The following is a 20,379-nucleotide window of genomic DNA, read 5'->3' as shown; positions in this document are numbered from 1 at the left end:
GTTATGCAAGCAGGATTTGGGTGCTGTAGAGCTCCATACGGGGATCGCGAGTGACAAGCAGTAGTTCATGGGTCAGCGCTTGAGCAATGAGCATTCTATCGAATGGGTCCCGATGAAAGTCGGGTAAGGATCCTGCTTTTTGAGCATGGGCGTGGGTGATACTGAGTGGCTCGAATTTTTCTTTTTCCATGTCGAAAATTGCCTCATCAACCCGTAGCTTTCCGCGAGCTCGCTTGATGCTAATCTCCCAGATGCTGGCAGCGCTCACGTAGGCAATGTTGTTGGGGTTGGCAATGGCGGCTTGCGCTTGGTCCGAGATCGTGGCCCCTTGTACCCACCAAAGGAGGACATGGGTGTCAAGCAGCAGGTTCACTCCCAAACCTTGTCGGCAAGGTCGCCTTCAAAGGCAGCAATGAGGTTTTCGGGGGTTTCATCAAAGTCGGGAGCCACCCAGACCTTTCCAGCCAGGCTCCCCGGCTTTCGGGGTTGGCGAACCGGCTGGTAAGGCACCAGCCGGGCTATGGGCTTGCCCGCCCTGCCCAAAACGAGTTCTTCTCCCCCAGCAACCCTGTCCAAAAGTTTCGACAGGTTGGTTTTTGCCTCGTAAACGTTGATCACCATAGCCACATTCTATACCATGCTATACTTTTCTGACCAGACTAGACCAGACTAATTACTTGCTGGCTGGGAAACGCCTGCTGGGCGGCCTGATTCTCACCCGCGGGCGCGGGGTGCACCGGTGGTCGGGGAGTTTTTGCCGACTATGTGCCACTTGCGGGGTCGCGCTGGGTAATCTCAATGCTCGGCATCGCCTGGGCGAGGGGCCAGATGGGATCAAGGAGGATTCCGTGACTGACACTGTTCCCAAGACCGTGGGGACGCGGGAGCTGAGTCGCCTCGTGATTCGCTTCGCCGGCGACTCCGGGGACGGGATGCAGCTAACCGGTGACCGCTTCACCACCGCCAGCGCCCTGTTCGGTAACGACTTGGCCACGCTGCCCGAGTTCCCGGCTGAGATCCGGGCCCCGCAGGGGACGCTGGCCGGGGTGTCGGCATTTCAGGTGCAAGTTTCCGACCACGACATAACCACTCCGGGTGATGCCCCCAATGTGCTGGTGGCCATGAACCCGGCGGCGCTTCGCAAGGAGCTGATGCACCTCGAGATCGGCGGCACCGTGATCGTCAACCAGGATGCCTTCGTGGAGCGCAACCTGGCCAAGGCCGGCTATGACACCGATCCGCTGGCCGACGGCAGCCTGGACAACTACACCCTGTTCACGGTGCCCATGACCACCATCACCAAGGAGGTTTGCAAGGACCTCGGGGTCAAGCCCCGCGATGCCGAGCGGTCCAAGAACTTCTTTGCCCTGGGGCTTCTGTCGTGGCTGTACGGCCGTCCGGCTCAGCCCACCCTGGATTGGATCTCGGCCAAGTTCAAGCGCCAGCAGCTCATTGCCGATGCCAACACCGCCGCGTTCAAAGCAGGCATGGCCTTTGGCGAAACCGCCGAACTGTTCGACTTCACCTACGAGGTCAAGCCCGCGGTGCTGGAACCGGGCACCTACACCAACGTGAACGGCAACACCGCGCTGTCGTGGGGGTTGATCGCGGCCAGCCAGCGGGCCAAGGTGCCTCTCTTTTTGGGTTCCTACCCCATCACGCCGGCCAGCGACATCCTCCACGAGCTGAGCCGGCGCAAGAACTTCGGGGTGCGCACCCTTCAGGCCGAGGATGAGATCGCCGCGGTGTGCGCCGCGCTGGGAGCGGCCTTCGGGGGACATCTGGGGGTGACTACCACCAGCGGGCCGGGTATCGCCCTCAAGGGTGAGACCATTGGCCTGGCGGTCAGCCTGGAGCTGCCCCTTTTGATCATCAACATCCAGCGAGGTGGGCCGTCCACCGGCTTGCCGACCAAGACCGAGAGCGCCGATCTGATGCAGGCCATGTATGGGCGCCACGGCGAGTCGCCAGTGCCCATCGTGGCTGCCTACAGCCCCTCGCAGTGTTTCTTTGCCGCTATCGAGGCGGCTCGAATCGCCCTCAAGTACCGCACTCCGGTGATCCTGCTGTCCGACGGCTATCTCGCCAACGGCAGTGAACCCTGGCGCTTGCCCGACGTGTCGCTGCTGCCCGACCTGACCGTGGGGTTCACCACCGAACCCAACCACACCGAAGCGGACGGAACCGAGGTGTTCTGGCCCTACCTGCGAGACCCCGAGACCCTGGCCCGTCCATGGGCGGTACCCGGTACCCCCGGCCTCACCCACCGCATCGGTGGTATCGAGAAGGAGGACGGCACCGGCAACATCAATTACGAGCCCGAGAACCACGGTTACATGGTGAGGCTGCGGGCGGATCGCATAACTCGTATTGCCGACGACATCGCCCCCCTCATGGTGGACGGGGATGTGGACGATGCCGACCTCCTGGTGCTGGGCTGGGGCTCGACCTGGGGAGCCATCACCAGTGCGGTGATGCGGGCCCGGTCGGAGGGGCACAAGGTGGCCCACGCCCACCTAACCCATCTGAACCCGCTGCCCAAGGATCTGGGGGACATCGTGCGCCGTTACCCCAAGGTGCTGGTGCCCGAGATGAACCTGGGTCAGCTCTGTCGCATCATCCGGGCCGAGTTCCTGGTGGATGCCCAATCCGTAAGCAAGGTGGAGGGGGTTCCTTTCACCGCGGCCGAGCTTCACGCTCACATCAATGGAGCCCTCGATGACTGACGTTCCCACCACCACCAAAGCCGATTGGACCAGCGACCAGGAGGTTCGCTGGTGCCCCGGATGCGGGGACTACTCGATCCTGACCGCGGTGCAGCTCCTCATGCCCGAACTCGGGGTGCGGAGGGAGGACACCGTGTTCGTATCGGGAATCGGCTGCGCCGCTCGGTTTCCTTACTACATGAACACCTACGGCATGCACGGCATCCACGGGCGGGCCCCTGCGCTGGCCACCGGCCTGGCCATGGCCCGCCCCGACCTGCATGTGTGGGTGGTCGGTGGTGACGGCGACATGCTGTCCATCGGAGGCAACCACCTGCTGCATGCCCTGCGCCGCAACGTGAACCTCAACATCTTGCTGTTCAACAATCAGATCTACGGGCTGACCAAGGGCCAGTACTCGCCCACCAGCGAGATCGGCAAGGTCACCAAGTCCACCCCTGCGGGCAGTATCGACGAGCCGTTCAATCCCATCTCGGTGGCATTGGGAGCCGAGGCCAGCTTTGTGGCCCGCACCCACGACATGGATCGTCAGCACATGATGGACATGTTCCGGCGGGCCCATGATTTTCCCGGTGCCTCCTTCGTGGAGGTGTTTCAGAACTGCAACGTTTTCAACGACGGGGCGTTCGGGGCGATCACCAAGAAGGACAAGCGGGCCTCCATGCTCATCCCGCTGGAGCACGGCCGGCCCGTGCGTTTTGGCGACAACAACGAGAAGGGTGTTGTCATGAACGCCCAGGGCAGTGCCGAGATCGTCGATGTGGCCGATGTTGGCGAGTCGGCTCTTCTGGTTCACGACGAGACCCGTCAGGACCCCAGCCTGGCCTTTGCCCTGTCGCGGCTGTCGGCCGGCCCGTTCGAACCCACGCCCATCGGGGTGTACCGGGCGGTGGAGCGGGCCGAGTACGCCGCGGAGGCCAGCAAGCAGCTCGCCATGGCCCAGGAACTGTCGGGACCCGGCGACCTCGAAGCGCTACTGCACTCCCAGCCCACCTGGAAAGTCTCCTGAGCGATTTTTGTTTGCCTTCGGGGCATTCCGGCTTATGAGAAGTTCTGGTTTGCCGTGGGGGCATCCCGGCTTATGAGCAGCTCTGCTTTGTCTTTCGGGCACTTCATGCCCAGTGGGTGGGTGCTTGATCTGGACGGGGTGGTGTGGGTGGGGCAAACCCCGGTGCCCGGGGCTGCTGAGGCGGTGGAGCGGCTGCGCCGGTCGGGCGCGTCCGTTGTGTTCGTAACCAACCTGTCGGCCCTGACCGTGGCCGAGCAGGAGGCCAGGCTGGCCGGTTGCGGGATCGATGCCGCCGGGCTGGTCGTCACCTCGGCCACCGCGGCGGGACGGCTTATCCACCCGGGCGAGCGGGTGCTGGTGGTGGGGGGCTCGGGTATCGTCGAAGCGGTGGAGTTGGCCGGGGCCGAGGTGTGCTCGTCGGAGGCCGTCGATGCAGTAATCGTGGGGATAGACCCTGGTTTCGACTACAATGCCCTGGGTCGGGCCATGCGGGCGGTGCGAGGTGGTGCCCGGTTGATCGGCACCAACCATGATCCCAGCTACCCCACCGAGGCCGGACTGGAACCAGGGGGTGGTGCCTTGCTGGCGGCGGTGGCGGCGGCTGCAGAGGCCGTGCCGACGATGGCGGGTAAGCCCAACCAGCCGGTGGTCGAGTGCGTGCGAGACCGGATGGGTGACACCGGGGTGGTGGTGGGAGATCGTCCAGATTCCGACGGTCGCTTCGCCCAGGCTTTGGGATACGAGTTTGCGCTGGTGCTGAGCGGGGTCACCAGCGCTGATGATCTGCCGGTGTCTCCCGAGCCGCAGTATCAGGCCCGGGACCTGGTTGAGCTGGTCGATCGGATGGGTATCCAGCCATTGGGGTGAGCAGGAAGCGCCGGAGGGAACTCGTACTGAGCCCGGGTGGTTCGGTATTGTTCGGGTGGGTGGGATGAGGGGGCCGCGCCGGAGGGAACTCGTACTGAGCCCGGGTGGTTCGTCATTGTTCGGGTGGGTGGGGTGAGCAGGAAGCGCCGGAGGCTGGACGCGGAGATGGTGCGTCGTGGCCTGGTTTCGAGCCGGGATCGGGCCGGTGAAGCAGTGGTGGCCGGTCGGGTGATGGTCAACGGGACGGTGGTTCAGCGACCGGCTCGGCTCGTGCTGGCTGGTGATGCCCTGGTGCTGATGGGTCCGCCGCCCCGTTACGTGGGTCGGGGTGGTGAGAAGTTGGAGGGGGCCTTGGCAGCCTTCGAGCTGGACGTTGCCGGCCGGTGGTGCTGCGATGTGGGGGCATCCACCGGTGGGTTCACCGATTGTCTGGTGCAGAGCGGTGCGGCCGGGGTTGTTGCCCTGGATGTGGGCCGGGCTCAGATTCATGAGCGCCTGGCCGCCGATCCCCGGGTGAGCGTATACGAGCGCACCGATGTCCGGGACGTTGATCCGGCCGATATCGGGGCACCATTCGACCTGGTAACCGCCGATGTGTCCTTCATATCGCTGGTGACGGTTATGCCGGCGCTGGCCGGTCTGGCGGCACCGGGTGCGCCCCTGGTGGTTCTGGTCAAGCCCCAGTTCGAGGTGGGGCGGCAGGAGGCCAGGCGGGGCCAGGGGGTTATTCGTGACCCCGAGCAGTGGAGGATTGCGCTGGATCGGGTGCTGGGAGCAGCCGTCGAGTCCGGGGTGGCACCCCAGGCTGCCGCCCAGTCGGTGCTCATGGGGGCGAAGGGCAACGTGGAGTTCTTCGTCCTGCTGGAAAAAGGTGGTGTGGCCTCAACAGTTGATGTCGCCAAAGTGGTGTCGGTGGCAAATGACCAAAGTGCGGCTGGGGGCCAATAATCTTCAACCCGTGGCCGCTATTGCCCTGTTCGTTCATGCCGATCGGCCTGAGGCCCTCGAGCTGGCCGCCGACCTGATCGACCGCCTCGGTGCGGATGGTCACGAGATATGCCTTCCCCCCAGCTCGGCTGGGGCCGCGGGCCGCGCCGACCTTGCTCGGCCCGATGACCGGATCGGCCGGGAGCTGGACTTGGCGGTGAGCCTGGGAGGCGACGGTTCCATGCTCCGAGCGGTGACTGCGGTAGCTGACCACGGGGTGCCCGTGCTCGGGGTCAACTACGGATCCCTGGGGTATCTCACCGCCATACAACCGCAGGCCGCGCTGGGCGCGGTGGCGCGGTTCTTGGCCGGCGAGTACCGGATCGAGGAGCGCATCCGGCTGCGGTGCCACCTGGGCGACGGCCAGGTGGTGAGCGCCCTCAACGAGGCCATAGTGGAGAAGGTGGACAGCGGTCGCACCGTAAATCTGGCTGTTCACATCGACGGGGAGTTCTTCACCAGCTATGCCGCCGATGGGTTGATCGCGGCCACCCCTACAGGGTCCACGGCTTATTCACTCTCAGCCGGAGGTCCCATCTTGGCCCCGACCATGCACGCGGTGATCTTGACCCCGGTGGCTCCCCACATGCTGTTCGACCGCAGTTTGGTGCTCCCTCCCGCCAGCGAGCTGGTGGTCCGAGTACTGGGTGATCGCTCGGCCGCGGTGGCGGTGGACGGCCGCGAGTTGGGCCGGCTGGAGGTGGGCGATTCGTTGACGGTCACCGTTTCCGACAAGCCCGCCCGCCTGGTAACCCTGAGCCGGCGAGGCTTTCATCAAGCCCTGAAGTCCACCTTCGGCCTGGCCGACCGGTGATTTCGAAAGCAGGTTCGGGTGCTGACTGAGTTGGCGGTGGCGAATCTGGGGGTGATAGAGCAACTCAACCTGGTGCTGGGCCCGGGCATGACCGTGCTAACCGGGGAAACCGGGGCCGGCAAGACCCTGGTGGTAACGGCGGTGGAACTGCTTTTGGGGGGTCGGGCAGATCCGGCGCTGGTGCGATCCGGCGCGGCCGAGGCCGTGGTGGAGGGTCGGTTCCTCCAGCGGGGCGAGGGGGGCGAGCAAGGCGAGGAGGTTGTCCTGCGCCGTGTCGTTCCCGCCGAGGGCCGGGCCCGAGCCTACCTGGACGGTCAACTCGCCTCCGCGGCCACCCTGGAGGAACGGGGTCGAGAGCTGGTGGATCTGCACGGTCAGCATTCTCAGCAGTCCTTGTTGCGCCGTGCCCATCAACGGGCCTTGCTGGATCGCTTCGGCCGGGTGGATCTGGCTCCGCTGATGCAGGCTCGGGCCGCGCTGGCCGGTTTGGAGCGCCGGCGGGTTGAGCTGGGCGGCGATGAGCGGTCCCGGGCCCGGGAGATCGAACTGTGTCGTTACCAGTTGGCTGAGCTGGACGCGGCGGGCCTGGACGACCCCGGCGAGGAGGAGTCGCTCAGGTTCGAGGAGGCGGTGCTGTCCGATGCTGCGGCAGGTCGGGATGCGGCCCGGCAGGCTTCGTTGGCGCTGGGTAGCGACGGCCCGGTAGGGGCTGAGCTGGCCCGGATCAACGCATCTTTGGAAAACCGCCCGTTCCTGGAGGGTCCCCACGGTCGGATTCTCAACCTGGCCGAGGAGGTGGCCGATCTGGCGGTCGAGCTGCGTCGGGCGGCCGAGTCGATAAACGAGGATCCGGTCCGTCTTGCCGAGGTCCGCCAGCGCCGGGAGTTGTTGGTCGACCTTCGCCGCAAGTACGGCGATACTTTGGCCGAGGTCATGGAGTTCCATCGTGATCTGGCCGCCCGCCTCGAGGAGCTGGAGGATTTCGACCGCTTGGCCCGGGATCTCGACGGCGAGCACGGGCGTTGCGTCGCGGCCGTAGCCGATACCGGTGCCGTTGTGGGCGCGGCCCGGCGCCATGCGGCCCCGGCACTGGGTCGGGAGGTGACGGCTCATATGCGGGAGTTGGCCATGAACCGAGCCGAGGTGAGGGTGGTGGTGGGTGAGGACCCCGGCGATGAGGTGGACATCCTGTTGGCGGCCAACAGCGGCGCGCCCTCCCTGCCGCTCACATCGGCCGCTTCGGGGGGAGAGTTGGCTCGGATCATGCTGGCCCTGCGCCTGGTGACCAGCGCCGGCCCCCCGGTGCTGGTGTTCGATGAGGTGGACGCGGGCATTGGCGGCCAGGTTGCCCAAACCGTGGGTCGGGCGCTCTCTCGCCTCACCCCGGAGCACCAGGTGCTGGTGGTTACCCACCTACCTCAGGTAGCCGCCTGCGCCGACCACCAGGTGAGCATCAGCAAGCACGATGACGGGTTCTCCGTGACGGTGGTAGCCGAGACCTTGGAGGGTGAGGATCGGATCGTGGAGCTATCCCGCATGCTCTCGGGATCGCCCGCAAGCCAGAGCGCCCGCCTTCATGCTTTGGAACTTTTGGAGGCATCGAAGCGTTGAGAGCCCCAAGTGGCACGGGCCGCTACCACCGTCCGCTCGGCGCTAGAACTTTTGGAGGCATCGAAGCGTTGATGGTGGTGCTCATTGTCATCGCCGGGGGCTAGGATTTACGGGCGTGACCAAACACATCTTTGTCACCGGTGGGGTGGCGAGTTCCCTGGGCAAAGGGCTCACTGCCGCGTCACTGGGGCGCTTGCTCAAGCAGCGTGGTCTGCGGGTGATCATGCAGAAGCTGGATCCGTACATAAATGTGGATCCCGGTACCATGAACCCGTTTGAGCATGGGGAGGTGTTCGTCACCGACGATGGTGGGGAGACCGACCTGGATCTCGGCCACTACGAACGGTTTGTGGATGAGAACCTCACCAAGCTCTCCAATGCCACCACCGGCTCCATTTACTCCTCGGTCATCGCCGCGGAGCGGTACGGGGAATATCTGGGCAAGACGGTACAGGTGATACCCCACGTCACCAATGAGATCAAAAACCGCATCATGCGGCTGGTATCCGACGACACCGATATCGTCATCACCGAGATCGGCGGCACCGTCGGCGATATCGAGATACTTCCCTTCCTGGAGGCCATCCGCCAAGTGCGCTTGGATGTGGGGCGGGGCAATGTCTGCTACATCCACGTCACGCTGGTTCCCTTCATCGGGCCGGCGGGGGAGCAGAAGACCAAACCCACCCAGCATTCGGTGACCGAGCTTCGCAGCCGGGGGGTTCAGCCCGATGCCATCGTGTGTCGCAGCGAGAAGCCCATCTCCCAGGCCTTGAAACGCAAAATATCCGGCCTGTGCGATGTGGATGTGGCGTCGGTGGTCAACGCGGCCGATGCCGACAGCATCTATGAGATCCCCCTGGTGCTCCACGAGGAAGGCCTCGATCGTGAGGTGTGCAACATTTTGCGCCTGGATGTGCCCGAGCCTGACCTGGCCGCCTGGCAGCAGTTGGCTCAGCGGATTGCCATCCCCCGCAGCACCGTGCGCATCGGTCTCATCGGCAAGTACGTCACCCTTCAGGATGCCTATCTGTCGGTGGTGGAGGCGTTGAACCATGCTGCCATCCACCAAGACGTGTCCGTGGAGATCAAGTGGATTCAGGCCGAGAGCGTGGAGGGTTTGATGGTCGACAGCCTGTTGAGCGGGTTGGACGGCATCGTGATTCCCGGTGGGTTCGGTGAACGGGGGGTGGAGGGGAAGATAAACGCTGCCGCCTATGCCCGGGAGAACGGTATTCCCTGCCTGGGCCTCTGCCTGGGCCTTCAAGCGATGACCATAGACTATGCCCGCAACGTTCTGGGCCTGGCCAAAGCCCACTCGAGCGAGTTCGATCCCCGCACCCCCTGGCCGGTCATAGATCTGATGGAGTCGCAGCGCAGCATCACCGGCAAGGGCGGCACCATGCGGTTGGGGGCGTGCTTGGCAAAGCTGCGACCCGGTACCAAGGTGGCCGAGGTGTACGGCACCCAGGTGGTATCCGAACGCCACCGTCATCGCTATGAGTTCAACCCCAGGCTGCGCAGCCGTTTTGAGGGCACCGACTTCGTGATAGCGGGGGAGTCGCCCGACGGGCTGCTGGTGGAGTTCATCGAATTGGATGGTCACCCCTGGTGGGTGGGTACCCAGGCCCATCCCGAGTTCAAGAGCCGTCCCGACAGGCCCTCACCCCTGTTCTGCGGTTTGGTGCAGGCCGCGCTGGCCCGAAGCGGGAGCGGACCGGCTGCTGATACGGTGGATGACTCCGCCGGGGGAGCCGATTCCGGGGCCGCTCCCGACCAGGCCGATGCATTATCCATCGCTTCTGGATCCATCGCTTCTGGTTGAGGGATATTTGGGTGAGGGATCAAAAAGTGACGGCCGGCAAGGGCGGAGCCGGGTTCACCCTGGTGGGGGAGCGCCGGGAATGGCAGGGGCGGGTGGTATCGCTGTCGGTTGCCCAGATCAAGGCCCCCGACGGTTCGATGTACGAGAGGGAGATAATCCGCCATCCCGGTGCCGCAGTGGTGGTTCCTCTCGACGGTGGGAATGTCATCATGATTCGTCAGTATCGAGCTGCGGTGAACCGGGAGATGCTGGAAATCCCCGCCGGGAAGCTGGACGAGGCTGGTGAGCCTCCGGAGGTGGCGGCCCAGCGGGAGTTGGAGGAGGAGATCGGTAAGCGAGCCGGCCGTCTGGATCTTTTGGCTGTCTTCCACAACTCCCCGGGCTTTTGCGACGAGATAACCCACTGCTACCTGGCTACCGACCTGGTGGATGCCGGCCGGTCCCCCCACAGTGTCGAGGAGCAGCACATGGCCATCGAGACCATAGATTTGGCCGATGTGCCCGGGTTGGTGGCTGCGGGCGAGTTGATGGATGCCAAGTCCATCGCCGGGTTGATGCTGGCTCGCGAGCGATTGGGGTGATGCCGCCGGCGGGCGGGTCAAAAGGGGTGGAGGCTCGCCCCGATCTCGATCCCGATCATGTGATGCCGCCGGCGGGTGGGTCAAAAGGGGTGGAGGGTTTCTTGGATTGGCTGGTGCTGGAGCGAGGTAGGTCGCCCCGCACCTGCGAGTCCTATCGCCGGGACCTGAACCGCTACCGCGCCACCCTGGTGGCGCGGGGTAGCAGTTTCGAGGCTGCGGTCGAGGACGACATCCTGGCTTTTCTGCACCATGAGCAGGGTCGGGGGATGGCCCCGGTGTCGGTCAAACGGGCGCTGACCGCGGTCCGAACCTTTCATCAGTTCCTTATCGTCGAAGGGGTGAGAGCCGATGACCCCGGTGCTCACATCGAACTCCCCAGGGTGCCGGTTGGAGTGCCCAAGGCGCTGAGTGAGGCCGAGGTGGATGGGATCATGGACGCCGTCACCGGGTCGGATCCGGCGTCTCGGCGGGACCGGGCACTGTTGGAAGTGCTCTACGGCACCGGGATGCGTATCGGCGAGCTGGTGGGTTTGTCGCTGCCGGATCTGGACATGGGAGCCTCGACGGTGCGCGTTCTGGGCAAGGGCCGAAGGGAGCGCATCCTGCCGGTGGGTCGATGCGCCCACGAGGCGATGACCGCCTGGTTGGTTCCCGCAGGGCGGGGCGCGATGGAGCCCGAACGCTGGGCATCGGTGAACGACCAGGAGGCTGTCTGGCTCAATCAGCGGGGCCGTCGCCTGTCCCGGCAGGGGGCCTGGGGGGTGGTGAAGAAACGGGCCCGGCAGGTGGGGCTGGGGGCAAGGGTCTCCCCCCATGTGTTCCGCCACTCGTGCGCCACCCACATGCTGGATCGTGGGGCCGACATCCGGGCGGTACAAGAACTTCTGGGTCACGCCTCCATCAGCACCACGCAGATCTACACCATGGTGGCCACCGAGCGGTTGTGGGAGACTTACCGATCGGCTCATCCCCGAGCCAGAAAATAGGGCTCGGCAGCCACATTTGCAGGCTATGTTGTGGGAGACCTACAGATCGGCTCATCCCCGAGCGACGCTCGACCGGTGAAGGGCTGGGTCCATGAACAATTGGCTCCATCTTGGGCGGCGCTTCTTCGAGTCGTTGACCGATCGTGGCCCCAACCCCGGGGCGGAAGTCTGGTTGCTCGGGTTGCTCAACGGCGCGGAGGCAGAACTCTACCGGCGGATGAGCGCGGTTGATCGCAGCCACGCGGTACGTTCGGCCACCTGCCCCGGACTGGTTGATGATGCCCAGCGGGTGGCCGCCGCTCTCCATGATGTGGGCAAGACCGAGGCCGGGTTGGGTATTGTCGCCCGGGTAGGGGCCACCGTGGTGGGCGCGGTTTCGCCCGGCCTCCTCACCGGCCGGTGGGCCCTATATCGGGATCACCCCCGCCGGGGAGCGGAGATGTTGCGAGCGGCGGGCAGTGCCGAGTTGACCGTGGTGTGGGCTGCGGAACATCACCGCGGCCCTGCTCAATCCTCACTTGCTCCCGATGTGGTTGCCGCCCTGTCGGCCGCGGACTGATCGGGTTGTTTCCGTTATTGCCGCGTGGTTCGCTCGGCCCCATGTCGCTGCCCTGTCGGCCGCGGATTGATCGGGTTATGGCGGCTTCATGGCGGTAGGCTCTGCTTTATGCGCACCGAGATTCCCAGGATCATCAGCGTGGACGACCACCTGGTGGAACCCGCCCACTTATGGGAGAGCTGGCTGCCCGAGCGGTTCAAGGAGAAGGGGCCGCGTGTCGAGCGTCGCCGGGTGGGGCCGATCACCTACGTAGGCGGGGCCAAGATGTACACCTACGAGCTGGATGTGGAGGGGGCACCGTGGGGTGATGTCTGGTTCTACGAGGACCTCGTCTACCCCAACAAGCGTCATGTGGCGGCGGTGGGTTTCGATCGGGACGATATGGAAGCCGTGCCCATCACTTACGATGAGATGCGTCCGGGGTGCTACGAGCCCCGAGCCCGGATTGAGGACATGCAGATGAATCATGTCGAGGCATCGCTGTCGTTCCCGACCTTTCCCCGGTTCTGCGGCCAGACCTTCCTGGAGGCCGATGACAAGGAGCTGGCCCTGGCCTGCGTGCGGGCCTACAACGACTTCATGATCGAGGAGTGGTGCGGGGATTCCGATGGGGCGCTCATTCCCCTGACCATCATCCCCCTGTGGGATGTGGAGTTGGCCCGGGCCGAGGTTGAGCGCAACGCGGCCCGGGGCTGCCACGCGGTGTGCTTCAGCGAGATCGCTCCCAATCTGGGTCTGCCCAGCATCCACACCGGTTACTGGGATCCGTTCTTCTCGGCCTGCCAGGACACTGTCACTGCGGTGTGCATGCACATAGGTTCCTCGTCGGTGATGCCTGCGGCCTCCCCCGATGCCCCGCCGGCGGTGTCGGCCTCGCTCAGCTTCAACAACGCCATCGCCTCGATGAGCGATTTCTTGTTCTCAGGGGTGCTGGTCCGGTTTCCCGAGCTGAAGCTGGCCTACTCCGAGGGCCAGATCGGCTGGATCCCCTACATTCTGGAGCGCTGCGACGATGTGTGGTCGGAGCACCGGGCCTGGGGCGGGGTGCGCGACATCGTTCCCGAACCGCCCTCCACCTACTACTACCGCCAGATCTTCGGCTGCTTCTTCCGCGACAACCACGGTTTGAAGTCCCTGGATGAGGTGGGGGTGGACAACGTCACCTTCGAGACCGACTACCCTCATACCGACAGTACCTGGCCCCACAGCAAGAAGGTGGCCGAGGACATGATGGGCCACCTGCCCCCCGATGTGGTCCACAAGCTGGTTCGGGGAAACGCCGCCCGCCTCCTCAACCTCGACATCGGTTGAAACTCACAAACGAGGTTCAGGCACAGGAGGCGAACGTGCGATGCAGCAGGACCTCTGACATTAGGTAGCGGCCCTTGGTCAACATGTTCAGGCACAGGAGGCGAACGTGCGATGCAGCAGGGCTGTTTGTTCCCGGGCGTGTATCGAGGAGCTGCCGGTGGCGGGACTGGCCGACTCGCTACGGCTGAACCGGATGATGTCGCACCGGTCACCGAAGGCATCGTGGAGGTGGCCCTTGACGTAGTTCCACGGGCCCATGTTCTGGGGTTCCTCCTGGAGCCAGATGATCCTCTTGGCATCGGAAAAGCGGCCAACCGCCTCGGCCAGGGCTTCGGCCGGCCAGGGGTAGAGCTGTTCCACCCGGAGCACCGCGGCGGGCGAGCCCTGCCGGTCCCTCTCGGTGATGGCCTCGTGGCTGATCTTGCCGGTGGTCAGCACCACGCTCGTGGCCCGGTGGGGGTCGATTCCGCTCGGATCGGCCAGGAGCGGGGCGAACCCTCCATCGGTCAGGTGTGTAACCGGGGATCGGGCGGCGCGGTGGCGCAGTAGCGATTTGGGGGTGAACACCACCAGCGGCCGGCGCTGGGGGCGAATGGCCTGGTCTCGTAGCAAGTGGAAGTACTGGGCCGCAGTGGAGGGGTTGGTCACCCGGATGTTGTTGTCCGCCACCGATTGCAGGAACCGCTCGATACGCCCGGAGGAGTGCTCGGGTCCCTGCCCCTCGAAACCGTGGGGCAGGAGCATCACCAGAGCCGAGCGCTGATTCCACTTGTCCTCGGCCGACACGACGAACTGGTCGAGGATGATCTGCGCGCCGTTGACGAAATCACCGAATTGGGCCTCCCAGAGCACCAAGGTGTCGGTGGCCACCACCGAGTAGCCGTACTCGAAGCCCAGGGCCGCATACTCCGACAGCAGGGAGTCGTAAACCCACAACTCGGTCCCGTCCCCGCACAGCCCGTCCAGCGGGCAGTGCTCCCGGCTCGTCTCGTTGCACACCAGCGTGCTGTGGCGATGCGAGAACGTGCCCCGCCGGGAGTCCTGCCCGGCGAGGCGGATGGATGTTCCTCCGGCCAGAAGCGTGCCGAAGGCGAGGGCCTCGGCCAGCCCCCAATCCACCATGCCTTCGCCCATCATGGTGTCGCGGGCCCGGAACTGGCGGGCGAGTTTGGGATGCAGCACGAAACCGTCAGGCACCGATCTCAGAGCCTTATACGCTTGGTTGATCTGATCGTTGGTCACGCTGGTGGCCAGCGCTTCGGCCACCGGGGGAGTGGCATCGCCCATCGCCGCTGAGCTCGACAGATCAAGGTCGGCACCGGCTTCGTCGGTTTTGCCGGTGCCGTATTGTTGTTTCGGGTCCGGTCCGGTTTTGCCGGGGCCATTGTTGGCGGCAGAACCGGTCTCGTCATTTCCGGTTTCGCCGGTGTCGTTGTTGGCGGCAGAACCGGTCTCGGCATTTCCGGTTTTGCCGGTGTCGTTGTTGGCGGCAGAACCGGTCTCGTCCGGCTCGGACTCTTCGATGGTGGCCCGGTCCCGGGTCTCGTCCAGGGCTTGCTGGAGCTTGGCCCGGAACTCGTCCATGGCCTGCTCGGCTTCCTCCAGGGTTATGTCACCCCGCTTGACCAATGATTCCACGTATCGCTTACGAACCGACCGGTGGCCTTCGATCCGGCGATACATCTCGGGCTGGGTGTAGCTGGGATCATCGGCCTCGTTATGACCATGGCGGCGGTAGCACCACATTTCGATGACCACGTCCTTGTGGAAGTGGTTGCGGTAGGCCAGTGCCAGGCGGCCCACCCGGGCGCAGGCCTCGGGGTCGTCGCCGTTCACATGGAGGATGGGGGCCTGGATCATCTTGGCCACGTCGGTGCAGTAATAGCTGGAGCGGGCCGACTCCGAGGTTGTGGTGAACCCGACCTGGTTGTTGATCACCAGATGCACCGTTCCCCCGGTGCGGTAGCCCCGGATCAGCGACAGGTTCAGCGTCTCGCTCACCACCCCCTGGCCGGCAAAGGCGGCATCCCCGTGCACCAGCAGGGGTAGAACCGGGTAATCGTCGTCGTCAACTCCTGAGGGGGATTCAACGGTCTGGAGTTCGCTTGAACTGTCAACTCCTGAGGGGGATTCAACGGGTTGCTCAACCGGGCCGGGTTTGTTCCTCCGGCGCCTGATGCGATCCATGCGGGCCCGGACCATGCCCTCCACCACCGGGTTCACCGCCTCCAGGTGCGACGGGTTGGCGGCCAGTTCCACCGGAATATGGTTGCCCGCCCTGCTCCCGAAAAGCGTGATCATTCCCAAGTGGTACTTGACATCACCCGATCCCTGGGTGAACGACTCGTCCTGGTTGCCCTCGAATTCGCCGAATAGCCGCCCATATTCCTTGCCCACGATGTTCACCAGCACGTTCAGCCGTCCCCGATGGGCCATACCTATCATCGCGGAGTTCATTCCCAGGTCGGCGGCCCCGCCGAGCACGGTGTCCAGCACCACGATGGCACTTTCGGCCCCCTCTATTCCGAACCGCTTCTGGCCCACGTACTTGGTCTCCAGGAACCGCTCCAACGCTTCTGCCGCGTTCAAGCGGTCCAGGATGTGGAGTTTCTCACTGAGCCCCACGGAGGTGTCAACCCCCTCCACATGCTCCTGGATCCACTGCTTCTCGTCGGGTTCCTGGATGTGCATGTACTCCACGCCCACCGTCCGGCAGTAGGCGTCGCGCAGCACATGGAGGATTTCACCGAGCGGCATCCGTGGGCGGGCGTTGCCCAGATCCGTACCGCCGAAGCCGGTGGCCAGAAACTCCCGGTCCAGATCCCATATGGTCAACCCGTAAGTGGCCGGGTCCAACTCGTCGTGCATCTCCGGCACCTTGGCCGCCAGGGGGTCCAAGTCGGCGATGAGGTGCCCGCGAGCCCGGTACATGTTGACAATCGTGTTCACCTGAACCTGCTTCACCACCATGGCCTGCTCGCGGTCGGCGGGCATCACGTCGGGTCGCCAGCGCACCGCCTCGTAGGGCACGCCGATCGCTCGGAACACGTTGTCGTAGAAGTCGTGCTCGCCCAGCAGCAGGCGGTGGACGGCCGCCAGGAACATGCCCGATTCGGCACCCTGGATGATGCGATGGTCGTAGGTGGACGACAGGGTGATTACCTTCGACACCCCCAGGCCGGCCAGCGTTCGAGGGTCGGAGGCGTGGTACGCGGTGGGGTAGTCGATGGTGCCGATTCCCACGATGACTCCCTGGCCCGGCATGAGCCTGGGAACCGATTGGACGGTGCCCATGGTGCCGGGATTGGTGAGGCTCACAGTGACGCCGGCAAAGTCGTCGGGACTCGGATTGTTGCCTCGCACCTTGCGGACCATGGTGTCGTACATCTCCACGAATTGAGGGAAGTCCAGCGTGTCGGCATCGGGGATGCAGGGCACCATGAGGGATCGGGAGCCATCGGCCTTCTCCAGGTCCACGGCGATGCCCAGACCTACGTGCGGGTGATGGATCACCCGGGGCCCGCTGCCGGTGTCGTGGTAGGTGGAGTTCATGACCGGCATGTGGTGGGCGATGGCCTGCACCACGGCGTAGCCGATCAGATGGGTGTAGGACACCTTGCGCCCATCGGTGCGGCCCAAGTAGCCGTTTATGATGCTGCGGTTGACATCCAGCAACTTGGCCGGGATCTCCCGGAAGCTGGTGGCGGTGGGGACGGCCAGGCTGGACTCCATGTTCCGGGCGATCCGGGCTGCTGAGCCCCGTAGCGGGTTCCCCGCCGGGGGTTCCGACGGCTCGGTCGGCTCCGCAACCGGCTCGGGCCGGACTGCGGGGGTTCCCGTTTTGGTTGGGGTTCCCGGTTCAGTTGGGGTTCCCGGTTCAGTTGGGGTTCCCGTTTTGGTTGGGGTTCCCGGTTCAGCCACTACCCGGTCGGGTCGGTAGTCGGAGAAGAAGTCCTGCCAACTTTCGCTGACCGATGTGGGATCGGTCAGGTACAGGTGGTGCATCTCGTCCACCAGCCACGCGTTCTGACCTACGACTTGCTGGGCTTCGGGGGCCATGTACGCAGTTTATGAACTTCGGAGCCACTAGGGTTCTGCCAGTGCGGTTGGCTACTTGGAATGTGAATTCGCTGAACGCCCGCATGCCCCGGGTTCAGGAGTGGTTGGAGCTGGCCGACCCCGATGTTTTGTGCATGCAGGAGACCAAGATGGCCGACGATGCCTTTCCGGGTCTGGCCTTTGAGGCAATGGGCTACGAGTGGGTCCATAACGGCCAGGGGCGTTGGAACGGGGTGGCCATCTTGAGCCGGGTAGGGCTCGACGGCGCCGCCAACGGTTTTGCCGATGGCCGAGAGGTCGATCCCGATGCCCGCATCGTGTGGGCCACCTGCGCCGGGGTGAGGGTGGCCAGCGCCTACATTCCCAACGGCCGGGAGCTGGGCCATGACCACTACCACTACAAGCTGGATTGGCTGGGCCGGCTGCGGTCCCATCTCGAGGCCAATGCCAGTGCCGCCGATCCGGTGGTGGTGGCCGGAGACTTCAACGTGGCCCCGGCCGACAACGATGTTTGGGACATGACGGCTTTCGAGGGGATGACTCACGTGAGCGAACCCGAGCGGGAAGCATTCCTGGAGATGGTGGACTGGGGGCTGGTGGACGTGTTTCGCCGCCGGTGGCCCGATGATGGTTTGTACACCTTCTGGGATTACCAGGCTGGGCGGTTCCACAAGCGCCAGGGGATGCGAATCGACATGGTTATGGCAACCGAACCGCTGGCTGGGAGAGCGACCACGGTTCTGATGGATCGCAATGCCCGCAAGGGGGAGAAACCGTCGGACCACGCCCCTGTGGTGGTGGACTTCGACTGGGATCCGATTCACGGTATTCGTTGATGCCTGATCTGGGGGCAACGGTGTTCGCGGCCGAGGCCGGGGGGTTCGACCTTCTGGTCTTTTGGGTTCAGATACTGGTTCTGGTTACCACCGCCCATCTCTTCGGGGTTGTGATGAGGAAGGTGGGTTTGCCCTCGGTGGTGGGAGCGCTCATGGCCGGGCTGGTGCTCGGGCCGTCGGTGTTCGGGGTGGTGTGGGAATCGGGTTTCGAGTGGTTCCTGCCCACCGGTAGCGAGCAAACAGCCGCGCTGGATGCGGTGAGCTGGGTGGGGGTGGCCCTGTTGCTGGTGGTCACCGGATTCGAGACCGACCTGGGACTCATCTCCAAGCTGGGCCGGCCTGCTCTTCTGGTGACCGCCGGAAGCCTGGTGGTGCCGCTGGTCGCCGGCATCGTGGTGGGGATGCTGATGCCCTCCATTTTTCTGGGGGACGAGGCGGAACGGTTCACATTCACCTTGTTCGTGGCCCTTGCCCTGAGCGTGTCATCGCTGGCGGTGGTGGCCAAGATTCTCAGCGAACTGGGGCTGATGCGGCGGGATTTCGGCCAGATCACCGTGGCTGTCGGCATGGCCAATGATGTGGTCGGCTGGATCATGTTGGGTGTTTTCGCCGGTTTGGTTACCTCCGGCGGGGTGTCGGTCGGGCAGGTCTTGGCCACGCTGGGGGGAATAGTGGCGTTCGGGGTGCTGGCCCTCACCGTTGGCCAGCGGCTTGTGAACATGCTCCTGCGCCGGGTGCGGCGCACCGGGGGCAACCTGGCTGCGGCGCTGGCGGTGTGCATGATCACAATGTTGGGCTTTGGAGTGGTCACCGAGTGGCTGGAAGTGGAGGCCGTGTTGGGAGCCTTCGTGGCCGGAGTGGTGCTGCACCGGTCCCGCTTCCAGCACGAGGAGGTAATTCACCACCTTGAGGGCCTCACCGGGGCACTGTTCGCGCCCGTGTTCTTCGCCACTGCCGGATTGAAGGTGGATCTTCGCCTGCTGAACGATTCCGAGGCTTTGCTGTGGGCGCTGGTGCTGCTGGTGGTGGCCATCGTCTTCAAGTTCGCCGGTGCTTACGGTGGGGCCCGCCTTGCCGGTCGCACCCATCGGGCTGGACTGGCTCTGGGGGCCGGGTTGAACGCCCGGGGAGCTCTGGAGATCGTCATCGCGGCTGTGGGGCTGAGCCTTGGGGTGTTCAGCTCCACCGCCTTCTCGGTGATTGTGCTGGTGCCGGTGATCACATCGCTGTTCGCGTCGGCCACCCTGCGATGGGTGGTGAACAACTGGCAAGGCACCCCGGACGAGCAGGCGCGCCTCGGGAGGGAGAAGGCTCTGAGCCAAAACCTGGTGGTGCGCACTTCCCGGCTGCTGCTGCCCAGCCGGGGCGGGCCGGAGTCCATTGCGGCCGCCCAGGTTCTGCATTTCGCCTGGCCGGTGGAGGCCGGAGCCACGGTGTTCACGACCGGCGACCGGGACACCGAGGTGGACATAACCCCGTTGCGAAACGTGATGTACGACCGCTCTCTGGAGCATCGACGGGTGCGGGTTGATGATCCGGTGCGGGCGATCATCGACGAGAGTCGGTTGGGTTACGGGGTGATCGGGCTGGGAGCTTTGGATTATGTGGATACCCAACAGGTGATCTCGCCCCTGGTGGACGGGGTGCTGTCAGAGAGCCCCATACCGGTGGTCGTGGTGCGCCGAGCCCGGAACTTGGACCGACCGCTGCCGGGGGCGTTCAGCCGGGCAGTGGTGCCGGTTACCGGAAGCCCGGTATCCCGGGCTGCCCAGGAGGTGGCGTTCAACCTCAGTGCCCAGCTTGGCACCGAGTTGCATCTCACCCATGTGAACTCGGGGCGGGGTGAGCCGGCGGCGTTACCGTCTCTTTTCGGTCGCCGGATGATTCCCCGCAGCGCGCCGGATGTGGGGGAGCAGGTGGTGCAGCAGGCCATGGCTCATGCCGACGAGTTGGGAGCGACATCCCGGTCGGTGGTGTTGGAGGGTTCGTCGCCGGCCGAACTGATCCTTGATTTGGTGCGGGACATCGAGGCCGATCTGGTGGTGATGGGAGCTCACCTCCGCCGGGTTGGGGATCGTCCGTTTTTGGGTCACAGGGTTGAGCAGGTGCTCCGGGATTGCGATGCCACCGTGGTGGTGGTTCTCATCCCATTCGATCTCTGACCGCAGGGGTTGGTGGGTTATCCGGTTTCTAGGATGCCCGCCGGTT

The 20,379-nt window shown here is 64.7% G+C and carries 16 protein-coding genes; 13 read left to right on the top strand and 3 right to left on the bottom strand.

What is annotated here, in order from left to right; translation table 11 throughout:
• Position 1: 1 nt before the first annotated feature.
• Together ACOGXC_RS08855 and ACOGXC_RS08850 are read right to left on the bottom strand one after the other, a co-directional pair.
• Positions 2 to 373, bottom strand: coding sequence for a type II toxin-antitoxin system VapC family toxin (locus ACOGXC_RS08855; protein WP_419917835.1), 372 nt, complete (start codon positions 371 to 373; stop codon positions 2 to 4).
• Positions 370 to 621, bottom strand: a complete 252-nt coding sequence (locus ACOGXC_RS08850) for a type II toxin-antitoxin system Phd/YefM family antitoxin (protein WP_419917834.1) — start codon at positions 619 to 621, stop codon at positions 370 to 372. Before ACOGXC_RS08850 ends, ACOGXC_RS08855 begins: the two co-directional genes overlap by 4 nt.
• A gap of 227 nt (positions 622 to 848) precedes the next feature.
• On the opposite strand from ACOGXC_RS08850, the gene ACOGXC_RS08845 reads away from it, so the two are divergent.
• The 11 genes from ACOGXC_RS08845 to ACOGXC_RS08795 all read left to right on the top strand — a co-directional run bounded on the left by ACOGXC_RS08845 (position 849) and on the right by ACOGXC_RS08795 (position 13,276).
• Positions 849 to 2,726: a 2-oxoacid:acceptor oxidoreductase subunit alpha gene (locus ACOGXC_RS08845; protein ID WP_419917833.1), complete on the top strand. Its 1,878-nt coding sequence runs from the start codon at positions 849 to 851 to the stop codon at positions 2,724 to 2,726.
• Positions 2,719 to 3,735 (top strand): 2-oxoacid:ferredoxin oxidoreductase subunit beta, encoded by a 1,017-nt coding sequence (locus tag ACOGXC_RS08840; protein WP_419917832.1) that lies wholly within the window; start codon positions 2,719 to 2,721, stop codon positions 3,733 to 3,735. Before ACOGXC_RS08845 ends, ACOGXC_RS08840 begins: the two co-directional genes overlap by 8 nt.
• A 72-nt stretch (positions 3,736 to 3,807) precedes the next feature.
• A complete protein-coding gene (locus ACOGXC_RS08835) occupies positions 3,808 to 4,602 on the top strand; it encodes an HAD-IIA family hydrolase (RefSeq protein ID WP_419917831.1) in 795 nt (264 codons plus the stop codon).
• Positions 4,603 to 4,734: 132 nt separating this feature from the next.
• On the top strand, positions 4,735 to 5,550 hold the full coding sequence (locus ACOGXC_RS08830) for a TlyA family RNA methyltransferase (RefSeq protein WP_419917830.1): 816 nt from the start codon (positions 4,735 to 4,737) through the stop codon (positions 5,548 to 5,550).
• Positions 5,522 to 6,403 carry an NAD(+)/NADH kinase gene (locus tag ACOGXC_RS08825; RefSeq protein ID WP_419917829.1) on the top strand — a complete coding sequence of 294 codons (882 nt, stop codon included), beginning with the start codon at positions 5,522 to 5,524 and terminating at the stop codon, positions 6,401 to 6,403. The genes ACOGXC_RS08830 and ACOGXC_RS08825 overlap by 29 nt, the downstream gene beginning before the upstream one ends.
• A gap of 18 nt (positions 6,404 to 6,421) precedes the next feature.
• Positions 6,422 to 8,014 (top strand): DNA repair protein RecN, encoded by a 1,593-nt coding sequence (recN, locus tag ACOGXC_RS08820; protein WP_419917828.1) that lies wholly within the window; start codon positions 6,422 to 6,424, stop codon positions 8,012 to 8,014.
• 115 nt (positions 8,015 to 8,129) lie between these two features.
• Positions 8,130 to 9,839 carry a CTP synthase gene (locus ACOGXC_RS08815; RefSeq protein ID WP_419917827.1) on the top strand — a complete coding sequence of 570 codons (1,710 nt, stop codon included), beginning with the start codon at positions 8,130 to 8,132 and terminating at the stop codon, positions 9,837 to 9,839.
• A gap of 11 nt (positions 9,840 to 9,850) precedes the next feature.
• Positions 9,851 to 10,420, top strand: coding sequence for an NUDIX hydrolase (locus ACOGXC_RS08810; protein ID WP_419917826.1), 570 nt, complete (start codon positions 9,851 to 9,853; stop codon positions 10,418 to 10,420).
• Positions 10,420 to 11,406 (top strand): site-specific tyrosine recombinase, encoded by a 987-nt coding sequence (locus ACOGXC_RS08805; RefSeq protein ID WP_419917825.1) that lies wholly within the window; start codon positions 10,420 to 10,422, stop codon positions 11,404 to 11,406. The genes ACOGXC_RS08810 and ACOGXC_RS08805 overlap by 1 nt, the downstream gene beginning before the upstream one ends.
• A 91-nt stretch (positions 11,407 to 11,497) precedes the next feature.
• A complete protein-coding gene (locus tag ACOGXC_RS08800; protein ID WP_419917824.1) occupies positions 11,498 to 11,965 on the top strand; it encodes an HD domain-containing protein in 468 nt (155 codons plus the stop codon).
• A gap of 108 nt (positions 11,966 to 12,073) precedes the next feature.
• Positions 12,074 to 13,276 carry an amidohydrolase family protein gene (locus tag ACOGXC_RS08795; RefSeq protein WP_419917823.1) on the top strand — a complete coding sequence of 401 codons (1,203 nt, stop codon included), beginning with the start codon at positions 12,074 to 12,076 and terminating at the stop codon, positions 13,274 to 13,276.
• An 87-nt stretch (positions 13,277 to 13,363) separates the two neighbouring features.
• Here ACOGXC_RS08795 and ACOGXC_RS08790 read toward each other — a convergent pair whose 3' ends face one another.
• A complete protein-coding gene (locus ACOGXC_RS08790; RefSeq protein ID WP_419917822.1) occupies positions 13,364 to 17,335 on the bottom strand; it encodes a multifunctional oxoglutarate decarboxylase/oxoglutarate dehydrogenase thiamine pyrophosphate-binding subunit/dihydrolipoyllysine-residue succinyltransferase subunit in 3,972 nt (1,323 codons plus the stop codon).
• Here ACOGXC_RS08790 and ACOGXC_RS08785 point away from each other — a divergent pair.
• Together ACOGXC_RS08785 and ACOGXC_RS08780 are read left to right on the top strand one after the other, a co-directional pair.
• Positions 17,251 to 18,171, top strand: a complete 921-nt coding sequence (locus tag ACOGXC_RS08785; protein ID WP_419917821.1) for an exodeoxyribonuclease III — start codon at positions 17,251 to 17,253, stop codon at positions 18,169 to 18,171. The two genes, ACOGXC_RS08790 and ACOGXC_RS08785, sit on opposite strands and share 85 nt — an antisense overlap.
• On the top strand, positions 18,171 to 20,333 hold the full coding sequence (locus ACOGXC_RS08780) for a cation:proton antiporter (RefSeq protein ID WP_419917820.1): 2,163 nt from the start codon (positions 18,171 to 18,173) through the stop codon (positions 20,331 to 20,333). The genes ACOGXC_RS08785 and ACOGXC_RS08780 overlap by 1 nt, the downstream gene beginning before the upstream one ends.
• Positions 20,334 to 20,379 lie beyond the last annotated feature (46 nt).

It is taken from the genome of Candidatus Poriferisocius sp., from assembly GCF_965202595.1.
Classification (GTDB): Bacteria; Actinomycetota; Acidimicrobiia; order Acidimicrobiales; family Bin134; genus Poriferisocius.
The sequence above is the reverse complement of the archived record's forward strand: the minus strand, read 5'-3'. Positions and strand labels throughout refer to the sequence as shown.